The organism is Paracoccus ravus (assembly GCF_004522175.1).
GTDB lineage: Bacteria > Pseudomonadota > Alphaproteobacteria > Rhodobacterales > Rhodobacteraceae > Paracoccus > Paracoccus ravus.
On sequence record NZ_SDEB01000008.1, the window covers coordinates 140,248 to 153,360 of the forward strand.

General features: G+C 67.3%; 4 protein-coding genes. All 4 read left to right on the forward strand.

Translation table 11 applies throughout. The features are described 5' to 3' along the window. Nucleotides 1-147 precede the first annotated feature (147 nt). Genes ESZ60_RS09190 through ESZ60_RS09205 form a run of 4 tightly spaced genes read left to right on the forward strand, consistent with a single transcriptional unit; the run spans nucleotide 148 to nucleotide 12,660 of the window. The gene (locus tag ESZ60_RS09190; protein ID WP_134680271.1) at nucleotides 148-6,429 is read left to right on the forward strand and encodes a type I polyketide synthase; all 6,282 of its coding nucleotides are present in this window, start codon (nucleotides 148-150) and stop codon (nucleotides 6,427-6,429) included. A gap of 11 nt (nucleotides 6,430-6,440) precedes the next feature. Continuing rightward, a complete protein-coding gene (locus ESZ60_RS09195) occupies nucleotides 6,441-7,430 on the forward strand; it encodes a glycosyltransferase family 2 protein (RefSeq protein ID WP_134680272.1) in 990 nt (329 codons plus the stop codon). Further along, entirely contained in the window at nucleotides 7,427-12,037 is a 4,611-nt protein-coding gene (locus ESZ60_RS09200) for a MupA/Atu3671 family FMN-dependent luciferase-like monooxygenase (RefSeq protein WP_134680273.1), read from the forward strand. The genes ESZ60_RS09195 and ESZ60_RS09200 overlap by 4 nt, the downstream gene beginning before the upstream one ends. Further along, nucleotides 12,034-12,660, forward strand: coding sequence for a 4'-phosphopantetheinyl transferase family protein (locus ESZ60_RS09205; protein ID WP_134680274.1), 627 nt, complete (start codon nucleotides 12,034-12,036; stop codon nucleotides 12,658-12,660). The genes ESZ60_RS09200 and ESZ60_RS09205 overlap by 4 nt, the downstream gene beginning before the upstream one ends. Nucleotides 12,661-13,113: the final 453 nt, after the last annotated feature.

The window sequence follows — 13,113 nt, forward strand, 5'->3', positions numbered from 1 at the left end:
AAGGGGGCTGTTCTGCCGAAAAAGGCAGGCAAGGAAGGCATTTTATAATTTGGTGACTGGCTCGGGACAGGATATTCCGGAATACGCGCACCAGTTGTTTAATGATTCCAGCGCCGCCAGGCGTCCAGTTATTGCAGAGGGATCAGAATGGCCTTCGACGTAAGCAAGCTGTCTGATACGGCTATCGCCATTGTCGGAATGGCAGCGCAATTGCCCGGCGCTTCGGGCGTTTCAGAATATTGGGACAATCTTTGCCGCGGGGTGGAATCGATCCAGCGGGTGACACAAGAGGATCTGGTCGCGCGCGGCGAAGCTCGGGCAAGGCTTTGCGACCCGAATTACGTGCCTGCCGCCGCCATTCTGGATCAGTTCGACGGGTTCGACGCCGAGTTCTTTGGCCTCTCGCCGAAAGAGGCGGCGATCATGGACCCGCAGCACCGGAAGTTTCTGGAAACCTGCTGGCACGCGCTCGAGGATGCCGCCCACAGCCCCGAGGGCTTTGGCCGTCCGATCGGCATCTGGGCCGGCTGCGGCATGGGCAGCTATTTCTACTGGAATGTCTGCTCGAACCGCGATCTGGTCGAGGGCGTCGGGCATTTCCTGCTGCGCCATACCGGCAATGACAAGGATTTCCTGTCGACGCGGGTCAGCCATGTCTTTGACCTGACCGGGCCCAGCGTCAATGTGCAGACCGCCTGCTCGACCTCGCTGGTGGCGATCCACATGGCCTGCCAGTCGCTTATCTCGGGGGAATGCGACATGGCGCTGGCGGGGGGCGTCACGATCGAACTGCCCCATGGCATCGGCTATCTCTACAAGGAGAACGAGATCCTCTCGCCCGACGGCCATTGCCATGCCTTCGACCATCGCGCGCAGGGCACGGTCTTTGGCAGCGGGGCGGCGGTCGTGGTGCTGCGCCGCCTCAAGGATGCGGTGGCGGATGGAGACCACATCTGGGCGGTGATCAAGGGCTCGGCGATCAACAATGACGGCGCGAGCAAGGCGAGCTACCTCGCACCCAGCGTCGAGGGCCAGGCCCAGGCGGTGGCCGAGGCGCTGGTCATGGCCGGGGTCAGTTCGGATGGCATCGGCTATGTCGAATGCCACGGCACCGGCACGGCGCTTGGCGACCCGATCGAGGTCGCGGCGCTGAACCAGGCCTATGCGCGGGTCTCCGAGGGCGGGCGGCAGGGGCCCTGCCGCATCGGCTCGGTCAAGACCAATATCGGCCATCTCGACACGGCGGCGGGCGGCGCGGGGCTGATCAAGACCGCGCTCGCGCTGCATCACGGCCAGATCCCCCCGAGCCTCGGCTACGAGGCCCCGAACCCGGCCATCGATTTCGCGGGCGGCCCCTTCGAGGTCAATGACCGGCTGGCCGATTGGCCGCTGCCGGGCCTGCGCCGCGCCGGGGTGAACTCGCTCGGGGTCGGCGGCACCAATGCCCATGCCGTGCTGGAAGAGCCGCCCTTGCAACCCGCCTCCGAGGCTTCGGACTGGCCTTTCCAGATCCTCGCGGTCTCGGGGCGCAGCAAGGCGGCGCTGGACGCCAATGGCGCGGCGCTGGCGGGCTGGCTCGCGCAGAACCCGCAGGCCGACCTCGCGGATGTCTCGCATACGCTGATCAATGGCCGTCGCCATTTCGACCGCCGCCGCGTGCTGGTCGCGCATGACGCCGCCGAGGCCGCCGCGCTGCTCGCCGCGCCCGATCCGCGGCTGGTCTTCGACCACCAGCCGGTCGCCGAGGATGCCGAGGCGGTCTTCATGCTGCCGGGCGGGGGCGCGCAATATGCCGGCATGGCGCGCGGGCTCTACGAGACCGAGCCGGTCTTTCGCGAATGGATGGATCGCGGGCTCGACCACTTGGCGCAGGCGCATGGCACCGACCTGCGCGGGTTCTGGCTGCCCGAGCCGGGCGATGAGGCCGAGGCCGACCGCCGGTTGCTGCAGCCCTCGCTGCAATTGCCGCTCTTGATGATCACCGAATATGCGCTGGCGCAGCTCTGGATCGGCTGGGGCGTGCGGCCCACGGCGCTGATCGGCCATTCCATGGGCGAGAACACCGCCGCCTGCATCGCTGGGGTGATGTCCTTCGAGGATTGCATCGGCCTTGTCCGGCTGCGCGGGTTGCTGATGGACCGCGTCCCGGCGGGCGGGATGCTGAGCGTGCCGCTCGCGCCCGAGGAATTCGCCGCCGAGATGGGCGACCTGGACCTTGCGGCAGTGAACGGACCGGGCCTGTCGGTGGTCTCGGGGCCGGATGCGGCGCTGGATGCCTTTGCCGCCAGACTCGCCGCGCGCGAGGTGGAATGCCAGCGCATCGCCATTTCCATCGCCGCACATTCGCGGCTGCTGGACGATGTGCTGCCCGAGTTCCGCGCCTATCTGGCCTCGATCCGGCTGAACCCGCCGCAGATCCCGATCATCTCGAACCGCACCGGCCAGCCGCTGACCGTGGCCGAGGCGACCAGCCCGGATTACTGGACCGCCCATCTGCGCGGCACGATCCGCTTTGCCGATGGCCTCAGCCATCTCGCGCAGCAGGGCGAGCGGGTCTATCTCGAGGTCGGGCCGGGCCGCGCCATGCAGGCCATGGCCAAGGCGCATCCGGCGCTTTCGGCCAATCAGGTGATCTCGACCCTACGCCACCGCGACCACCAGACCCCGGATGACGCCTGGTTCGTGGCGGCGCTGGCTCGGTTCTGGGCCTGTGGCGGGCGGATCGACTGGGACCAGATCTGGGGCGATGCGCGGCGCAGGCGGCTGTCGCTGCCGGGATATGCCTTTCAGCGCAAGCGCCATTTCATCGAGCGCGTGGCGCAGGTCAGCCATGCCACCGACCCGGATCTGGCGCGGATCGAGAACCCCGCCGAATGGGGCTGGCGTCCGGCATGGAAGCTGGCAGCGCCGGCTGTCGAGATCGGCCCGGCTGGCCCGGTCGCGCCCAGCGTCCAGAATTGGCTGATCTTCGCGGATGAGACCGGTCTGGGCGAAGACATCGCAGCGTGCCTCACGGCTTTGGGACAGACCGTGTCGCTGGTGCAGATCGCCGATAGTTTCGCCGATCGCGGCGCGGGGCGTTTCACCCTGCCGCTCGAATCCGATCGCGAGGGCTATGAAATGCTTCTGGCCTCGCTGGTCGCGCAGGATCGCGTGCCGCAGCACATCCTGCATCTGTGGTCGGTAACCGAGGGCGAGACATTCCGCCCCGGTTCCAGCCTGCTCAATTCCTGGCTCGAGCGCGGCTACTTCAGCCTGCTGCATCTGGCGCAGGCGCTGGGTTCGGAACTGCCCGAGGCCCGGCTGGATCTGGTCGCCTTTTGCAATGACGCGGTGAGCATCGGCGCGGAACCGGCCTCGTCGCCGGAAAAGGTGACGGCTGCGGGGCCGATACGGGTGCTTCCCCGCGAGATGCCCAATGTCTCGGCGCGGCTTGTCGATCTCCGGCTGCCTTCACGCAAGGCAGGCCGTTCGGAGCTGGTCGAGCAGATGCTGCTCGAATGCCTTGCGCCTGCAAGCGATGCATTTGTCGCATGGCGGGAGGGGCGCCGGCTTGCCCAGAGGCTGGAGGCCGTCAGTTTGGCCGAAGACAGCCTGTCCGGCCTTCCGGTGGGTGGGGCCTGCCTGATCACAGGAGGTTTCGGCGGCATCGGTCAGGCCATCGCGCGTGAACTGGCGCAGAAAGGCGGCGCGCGACTGGCCTTGACCACACGCGGCCCGGTCGATGATCCGCGTGTCACAGCCGCGCTGCGCCAGCTTCGCGCGCTGGGGGCCGAGGTTTTGCCGATCCGCGCGGATGTGACCAGTCCCGAGGACATGGCGCGGGCCGTCGCAGAAGTCAGACAGTGCTTCGGGAGCCTCGATCTGATCCTGCACGCGGCGGGACTGGTGCGCGACGGGCTGATCGCGGGCAAGAGCGACGATGACAGTTGGGATGTGCTGGCTCCGAAACTACTCGGGGGGCGCGCGCTGGTCGAAGCGCTGGCGGATCAGCCTGTGGCGATGACGGTGCTGTTTTCATCGACCTCGACAGTGATCGCGCCAGCCGGGCAGGCCGATTATGTCGCGGCGAACGAATATCTGAACGCTCTGGCGCGCTCGGCCCCACGCGGCCTGGGCCGGGTGATCGCGGTCAATTGGGGGGTCTGGGCAGATACCGGCATGGCCGCCCGCGCGCTGGGCCTTGAAGACGCGGAGGCACTGGGCGAGCCGGTCGGCCAGCCTTTGCTCGATGAGGCGATGCCGATGCCGGGCGGGCGCGAGTTCCGCACCGTCCTGACCCCCGACAACTGGATCATCGGCGGCCATCGCACCGCGCGGGGGCAGGCGCTGATGCCCGGCACCGGATGGGTCGAGATGATCGCTGAGGCCGCCTGCAGCACGGGACTGGCCCTGCCGCTTGAGATCCGCGACCTCGAATTCCATCGGCCCGGTTTGGTCGAGGACCGCTTGCTGGTGACGACGCGCATTCAGCCCGAAGGCGACGCGATGCGCGTGCACATCCTTGACGATCCGCAGGGCGAGGCGAATGTCACCGCGCTCGTTCTGCCCTTCGAGCCTGCGCCTCTCCGGCCGCTGTCGCGGCCAGAGGCATGGGATCAGGACGGGCAGGGGGCCGCGCTGGCATCGGCACAGGAAGGGCAGATGCAGTTCGGCCCGCGCTGGAAGGTGCTGCGCCGCTGCCGTCTTGCCGGGGATGAGGGACTGGCCGAGCTTGCGCTTGCCCCCGAGTTTCTGGCCGAACCCGCCCAAGGATGGCTGACCCATCCCGCGCTTCTCGATATCGCGACGGGCTGGGCAATGGCGCTGATCCGGGGCTGGTCGCCGGATCATCTCTGGGTGCCGATGGGATACCGTTCCATCCGCATCCTCCAGCCGCTGCCCGCGCAGGTGCTGAGCCGGGTCCGCAATGCAGGCGAGAACAGCGATGCCCGCGGCATGGCCCAATTCGACATCACGCTGGCCGCGCCCGATGGCACGGTCTGCGTCGAGATCAGCGGCTTCTCGCTGCGCAAGCTCGAGGGCGCGATCGCCGCACGCCCCGCGGGGCGGAGCCGTCCCGCGCGCAGCCTTTCGCCAGCCGAGCGGCGGTTGCATCACAATATCAGCCAGGGCATTCCCGGGGCGATCGGACCGGCGATGTTGTCGCGGGCGATCTCGACGGGATTGTCGCAGGTCTATGTCTCGTCCCTCGCGCTGCCCGCCCTGATGGCCGAGGCCGGACGCGTCGAGACGCCCGCCCCGTCGGATGGCGGCTTCGAACGCCCGGATCTGGACAGCGATTTCGTCGCGCCGACGCCGGGCACTCAGGCGGAACTGGCCGAGATCTGGTCCGAGCTTCTGGGCATCGCAAAGGTCGGCGCGGCGGACAGTTTCTTCGACCTGGGCGGGCATTCGCTGATCGCCGTGAGGATGTTCAGCCAGTTGCGCAAGAAATTCGCGCTCGACCTGCCGATCTCGACCCTGTTCGAGGCCCCGACCATCGCCGAGCTTGCTGCCCTGATCGAGGAGCGGACCGGCCCGCGCGAGGTCAGCGCAGACAATGTCCGGACGCTGCCGGGCCAAGATCGGCCGCGCTATCGTTTCCTGGTCGATATGGGGGGGCGCGGCGACGGAACGCCTTTCTTCATGGTCGCGGGCATGTTCGGCAATGTGATGAACCTGCGGCAATTGGCTCAGCGTCTGGGGCCGGACCGGCGCTTCTGGGGTATTCAGGCGCGCGGCCTTTTGGGCGAGGATGCGCCGCATGACAGCTTTGCCGATGCGGCGCGCGACTACATTGCGGAAATGCGGCAGGTGCAGCCGCAGGGGCCATATCTGATCGGGGGGTTCTCGGGCGGCGGGCTCACCGCCTATGAAATGGCGCGCCAGTTGCGCGATGCGGGCGAAGAGGTCGCGATGCTGGTGCTGCTCGACACGCCTCTGCCGCTGCGCGAGCCGCTGAGCCGGCGCGACCGGCTGCTGATCCGCCTGGGCGAGATGCGCGAGGGCGGATTTGGATTTTTCCGGGCATGGGTGGAAAACCGGCTGCGCTACGAGATCGCTCGTCGTCGCAAGGCCCAGGCGCTCGAGGCCGGGGCACCGGCCGCCGAGGGGGCGTTCCACGATCTTGCGATCGAGGCGGCCTTCCTGTCATGGTTGCCGGGACTGCAGGTCACGCGCTGGGATGGTCCGGTCGCGATGTTCCGCCCGCCGCTCGATCCGCGCTGGAAGGTCTCGGGCGGGCGGCATGTCACCACGGGGCGGGAATATCTGCTGGCGGATAATGGCTGGACGCCCTGGATGCCGGATCTGCAGGTGATCGAAGTGCCGGGGGATCACGATTCCATGGTGCTGGAACCGAATGTGAGGCGCATGGCCACTGCGCTGCGCGATCTGCTGCGCGAGGCGGATGCCGCGCCCGCGGCGGATATGCGGGCAGCGGAATAAGGGGCGTGACGATGACGCCCAGCAATCCGCTCGTGCAGGTCGTCGTGCTGAATTGGCGCACTGCCGAACTGACCCTTGCAGCGGCCGAGGCAGCGCTGCGCGAAATCGAGGGTCTGGCCGGCGGCGTCACCATCGTCGACAATGATTCAGGTGACGGCTCCTTTGAGCATGTCCTGACCGAGGCGCGGCGGCGCGGCTGGCTCGCCCAGCATCGCCTCGCCGTGGTGCAATCGGGTTGGAATGGCGGCTTCGGCGCGGGCAACAATCACGGCATCCGCCAGGGCCTGCCCGATGGGCAGAGGCCCGATCTGGTCTATCTGCTGAATTCGGACGCGATTCCCCAGCCCGGCGCGATCCGCGCCTTGGTCGATCGCCTGGCGCGCCATCCCGAGGCCGGAATTGCCTGTTCGCGCCTGCGTGGCCCTGATGGCGCACCGCATCAGACCGCATTTCGCTTTCCCAGCCCGGCGGGAGAGTTCGAAGCCGCCAGCCGCACCGGCCCGATCACCCGGCTTTTGCGTGACAAGGTCATCGCGCTGCCCCAGCCGGGCACATCCTGCCGTGTCGACTGGTCCGCTGGAGCCTCGATGATGATCCGCAGGGATCTTCTGGACCGCATCGGCATGTTCGACGAGGGCTTTTTCCTTTATTTCGAGGAAACCGATCTGTGCCGTCGCGCGGCGGCGGTCGGGGCCGAGACCCATTATGTCGTCGAAAGCGAGGTCGAGCATATCGGCTCGGCCAGCACCGGGATGAAGACCTGGCGGCGCGTTCCCGATTACTGGTACGATTCCCGCCGCCGCTATTTCGAAAAGCATCACGGCCGCGCGGGCGCGCTCTGGGCCACGCTGGCATCGCTTTCCGGAGAGGGCCTATGGGCGCTGCGCTGTCTGATCCAGCGCCGTGCAAGCGAGGTCCCGCCCGGCCATGCGCGGCAATTGGCGCGACATGCCTTGCGCCGTCAGCCCCTGCCATTCCATGTCGAAAAGGGTAAGCCATGACGCAGTTCTCGGCGATCATCATTGGCAATGAGCTGCTCATGCGCCATGCTGCGGAAACCCTGATGCAGCGCGGGCATCGCATCCTGGCGGTTGTGACGCGCAATCCCGATCTGGCCGGCTGGGCCTCTGCCGCGGGCCTTGCCGTCGAGGATCAGGACGCCGCGATGCCTGCGGATGCGCCGCGGGCGGATTGGCTCTTCAGCGTGGCGAATCTTTCGATCCTTCGCCCCGAGATGCTGGCGCGGGGCCTGCGCGGCGCGATCAATTTCCACGACGGGCCGCTGCCCCGGCTTGCCGGTCTCAATGCGCCGGTCTGGGCCATTATCGCGCAAGAGCCGCAGCATGGCGTGACCTGGCACATGATCGAAGGCGGCGTCGATGAGGGCGATATCCTTGCGCAGCAGGTCTTTGAAATCCGGCCCGACGACACCGCCCTGACCCTGAATGCACGCTGCTTTGCCCGGGGCGCGGAAAGCTTTGCCGAGGTTGTGGCGCAGCTTGAAGGCCCCGGCCCGCAGCGTCTGGCGCAGGATCTGTCGCAACGCAGCTATTGCGGTCGGGACAAGCGCCCAGACGCGGCGGGCGTGCTGGACCTCACGCGCCCCGCGGCAGAGATCGCGGCGCTGCTGCGCGGGCTGAATCATGGCGATTACTGGAACCCGTTGACCGCGCCGAAGCTGGCGCTCGGTGAGGGGCGCTTTGCAACGGTCGGGCGTTTCGACGGCATCGTCTCGGGCGTGGGGGTTCCGGGAAGCGTGCTGGCGCAGGAGGGCGCGAACATCACCGTCGCTGCCGGGGATGGCGCGCTGCGCCTGCGGCTCGCGGGCAGCGTTCCGCCCCTTGGCAATGCGCTGCCCTTGCTGGACGAGGAGGCAAGGCAGGACCTGTCGGCGCTCGCGCAGTCCGCCGCGCGGCATGATCCGTGGTGGCGCGGGCGTCTGTCACGCATGGAGCCCGCCGTGATCCCGGGCGAGGCCTCGGGCCGGATCGAGCGTCTTGCGCTGATGCCCGGCGTCACGCCGGAGCGGATCGCGCTGGCGGTTGCGCTGCTCGCGCGTCTGGCCGGGCAAAGGCAATTCGACCTTGCGCTGTGCGAGAAGGATCTGCCCGACCATGCCCTTGTGGGGTCCTGGCAGCCGCTTCGCGTCGCGCTGGAGCGCGGAATGCGACTGGGCGACCTGTCGGGCCAGATCCTGACGTCGCGTGCCGAGACCGCCGCCCATGGTTATTTCATGGCGGATCTCTTGCTACGGGCGCCCGAATTGCGCGACGCCGCAAGGCCCGATCTGGGGATCAACCTGCGTGAGACAGGGCCGATCGAGGGCATCGCCCTGACCATTGCGCTGACCCCCGAGGGTGCCGCGCTGTTCCATGATCCGGCCCGCATCCTGCCCGCGCAGGCGGCGCGTCTGGCACGGGCGATGGATGCGGGGCTTGCCGTCAGCGCGGATATGGCCCTGCGCGACATCTCGCTGCTTGATGCGACAGAATTGCAGGATTTGCTGGTCGTTCGCAACGATACCGTCGTGGATGCCCGGCTCGATTGCATCCATGATCTGATCTCGGAGAAAATGGCCGAAGAGCCAGAGGCGCTGGCGCTGGTCTTCGAGGATCACAGCCTGACGCGGGGCCAGCTTGAGCGCGCCGCGAATGCGCTGGCGGCGCGGCTGGTCCGGATGGGGGTGGGGCCGGATCAGCCGGTCGGTCTCTTTGCCCGACGCTCGCCGGAACTGGTGATCGGCGCGCTGGCGATCTGGAAGGCGGGCGGCGCTTATGTGCCGCTGGATCCCGATTACCCGGCGGATCGCATCGCGCTTTATCTCGAGGACAGCGCCGCGCCGATCATTCTGGTGCAAGAGGGCTTGCAGGATCGGCTGCCCGCGCATCAGGCGCAGGTGGTGACGATCCCGACCGATCTGCCGGGCGGCATGGTCGCCCCGCCCGTAGCCTCGGCCCGGCCCGAAAATCTGGCCTATCTGATCTATACATCGGGATCGACCGGCCGACCCAAGGGCGTCATGGTCGAACATCGCAATGTCGCGAATTTCTTCGCCGGAATGGATGCCGTCATTCCGCATGGGCCGGGGGATGCCTGGCTTGCGGTCACCAGCCTGTCCTTTGACATCTCGGTGCTGGAAATCTTCTGGTCGCTGGCGCGCGGGCTGAAACTGGTCATCGCGGGCGAGGAATCGCGGCTCGCGGTTTCAAATGCCACGCCCGCCATGCCGCGTCCCGAGCGCCACGGGGGCATGGCGTTCAGCCTGTTCTACTGGGGCAATGACGACGGAGAGGGGCCGAAGAAATATCAGCTTCTACTGGATGGGGCACGCTTTGCCGATGAGAACGGCTTTGTCGCGCTCTGGACGCCAGAGCGGCATTTCCATGCCTTTGGCGGCCCCTATCCGAACCCGGCGGTCTCGGGCGCGGCGGTTGCGGCGGTGACGCGAAACATCGCCGTCCGGGCAGGAAGCTGCGTCCTGCCGCTGCACCATCCGGCCCGTGTCGCCGAGGAATGGGCGGTGATCGACAATCTGACCGGCGGGCGGGCAGGGCTTGCCATTGCCTCGGGCTGGCAGCCGGATGATTTCGTGCTGCGGCCCGAAAACGCCCCGCCGAACAACAAGTCCCGCATGATCGAAGGCATCGACCAGCTGCGCCGCCTGTGGCGGGGCGAAAGCGTTGCGTTCCCCCGCGCGGATGGCAGCAGTTTCGCGGTGGTGACCCAACCCCGGCCCGTGCAGCGGGAAGTGCCGCTGTGGATGACGGTGGCGGGCAACCCCGACACATGGGTCGAGGCAGGGCGGCTGGGCATGAATGTGCTGACGCATCTCTTGGGCCAGAGCATCGACACGGTCGAGGCCCGTATCAAGGACTATCACGCCGCATTGCGCGCGGCCGGCCATGATCCCGCCAGTTTCACCGTCACCCTTATGCTGCATACCTGCCTGGCTGCGGATCGCGAAACCGCGCGCGAGATCGCCCGCGAGCCGATGAAAAACTACCTGCGCAGCGCGGCGGCGCTGGTCAAGCAATATGCCTGGGATTTCCCGGCCTTCCGGCGTCCGGCGGGGATGACCAACCCGATGGCGATCGATCTCGGCAGCCTGTCCGAAGAGGAAATGGACGGCATTCTCGAATTTGCCTTCCTGCGCTATTTCGAGGATTCCGGTCTTTTCGGCTCGCTCGACGACGCCATTGCACGGATCGAGCAGTTGCAGCGGATCGGGGTGGGCGAGGTCGCCTGCCTGATCGATTACGGAATCGCGCCGGCGCAGGTGGTCGAAAGCTTTCCGCTGCTCGCGCGGCTGCGTGCCGAGGGGAATCCGCAGGCCGATGCGCCCGCCGAAGGGGATTTTTCGATCGCGGCGCAAATCAAGCGCTGGAATGTGACGCATCTGCAATGCACGCCCAGCATGGCGCGAGTGCTGGTCTCTGATCCGAATGTTGCGCAGGCCATGACGGGGCTGAAATGCGTGATGCTGGGCGGCGAGGCGCTGCCGCCGGCTTTGCTCGCGGATCTGCGGGGGGTAACCTCGGGGCGCATCCTGAACATGTATGGTCCGACCGAAACGACGATCTGGTCCACCGTGGCCGATGTCACGCGGGCATCCGATGTCACGCTGGGCCGCGCCATCGCCAATACCCAGATCTATGTGCTGGACGCCGAAGGCGGACCCGTCCCGCCCGGGGCGCAGGGCGAGCTTTGGATCGGCGGACATGGCGTGACGCGCGGTTATTGGCGGCGCGAGGATCTGACCGGACAGGCCTTTCGCCCCGATCCTTTCGTTCCGGCCGAACGGGCCGCCCCCTGGGGCGCGCGCATCTACCGGACCGGCGATCTCGTGCGCTGGCGCGAGGATGGCGGGCTTGATTATCTCGGCCGCGCCGATCACCAGGTCAAGCTGCGCGGCTTCCGCATCGAACTGGGCGAGATCGAGGCGGCGCTGGGAGCGCAGCCCGGGATACGCGAGGCCGTGGCCCTGGTGCGCGAGGACAGTCCCGGAGACAAACGGCTGGTGGCCTATGTCACCGGCGAGGCGGATCTTCGCGAAACGCAGCTGCGGGAGGCGTTGGTCGGGACCCTGCCGGCGCATATGGTTCCCGGCCGCATCATCCGGCTGGAGCGCATGCCGCTGACGCCGAACCGCAAGATCGACCGCAAGCAGCTTCCTGCACCCTCCGCCGCTCTTTCGGCGGCAGCGCCCGCGCCGGTCATCGAGACCGCCGCGGCCGCCCCGGTCGCTTCGCCGACCGGGGATCTGGCGCGCACGGTCCAGGATCTGTGGTGCGAGACACTGGGACTGGGACAGATTTCCCCACGCGATAATTTCTTTGCCCTGGGCGGGCATTCCCTGCTGGCGATTCAGTTGCATCGGACGCTGCGCGACCGCCTCGCGTTGGCGCGGCTGGGAGTCACGGATATTTTCCGCTTTCCGGTGTTCGCGGATTTCCTGCGCCATGTCGCAAGCCTGGCGCCACAATCCGCCCCATCGGTGTCGCCACCCCCCGTGGCACCGATCCCCCCCGCCGAGATGGTGCTGCCGGATGGCAATGACGCATTGGCGCGCCGGCGTGCGTTGCGGGCCCAGCTGCGCGGCGGCAGATGACTGCGCAAGCCGAGGCGCTGCGCGCGCTGGCGCTGCGCCTCTTGCCCAAGGGATATGGTGTCGCGGTCTTGCCGATGGCGATGCCGACGCCGGTCTTGCTTGCAGCCGAGCACGAGGTGGTGGCGCGGGCCGTGCCAAACCGGCGGCATGAATTCGCGGTGGGGCGTCTTTCCCTGCGTCTGGCACTGGCCGAGGCGGGTCAGCCGCTTGATCCCGACAGGCCGATCCTTCCCGACGCGGATCGCCGTCCGGACCTGCCTTTGGCGCGGCCAGCAAGCCTGTCTCATGCCGGCAGGTTTTGCATCGCCGTCGCGAGCCCCTTGGGCGGCCCCTCGATCGGCGTGGACCTCGAGCCCGAGGATACGGAGCCGATCCCGGGGCTGGGCCAGATGATCTCACCCTGCCGAATGCTGCCTCAGATGGATCCCCTGCTGGGATTTTGCGTCAAGGAGGCGATGTACAAGGCCCAGTTTCCCGTGACGCGCCGTATGCTGGATTTTGCCGATGTTCCCGTCGTGATCAGAGACCGACGCGCGAAAGGCTGTCTGGGACGCAGGTTGATTGCCGCCCGATGGGGCAGGGCGGCCGGGCATTACCTCGCCATCAGCCTGTGGCGCGGCTGAAAAGCGCCCCAGGCGCGCGGATTGCCTGATGTCATGGCGCTGGTGAAGGCGGGCGCGGGCCGAAGCCTCTATCCGGGCCAGATTGTTGCCCGAGGCTGGTCGCGAGAACGGGGCGTGCGCGGCCCACGGCCTTTATGATCACCAGCGGCAGGCCCTCGCAAGGCTGGGGTGAACAGAACATGTGCCGCGTCGATCCCGGACGCCCATGCGGTCATCCCAGCAGCCGGACCGAACGGCAAAACGGCCGACCGCTGCCATAGAGAAGGGACCTTGCGGAAGGTCGGACGGATCTCGACATTGCGTCATGTTCTGTTCAGGTCATGCTGATTGGTCTGGCCTGAACAACCGCTTCAGGCGAGCGCCAAGGCACCCTGATGGCTTTTTGCATCCCAGATGGCCGTCGCGACCAGTTCCAGGATTAGAGACCAAAACGCCCGGAGATGGGCGAGGATC

Coding starts and splice junctions, on each gene's coding strand:
- ESZ60_RS09195 (WP_134680272.1), top strand. CDS start 6,441: ATGACGCCCAGCAATCCGCTCGTGCAGGTCGTCGTGCTGAATTGGCGC.
- ESZ60_RS09205 (WP_134680274.1), top strand. CDS start 12,034: ATGACTGCGCAAGCCGAGGCGCTGCGCGCGCTGGCGCTGCGCCTCTTG.
- ESZ60_RS09190 (WP_134680271.1), top strand. CDS start 148: ATGGCCTTCGACGTAAGCAAGCTGTCTGATACGGCTATCGCCATTGTC.
- ESZ60_RS09200 (WP_134680273.1), top strand. CDS start 7,427: ATGACGCAGTTCTCGGCGATCATCATTGGCAATGAGCTGCTCATGCGC.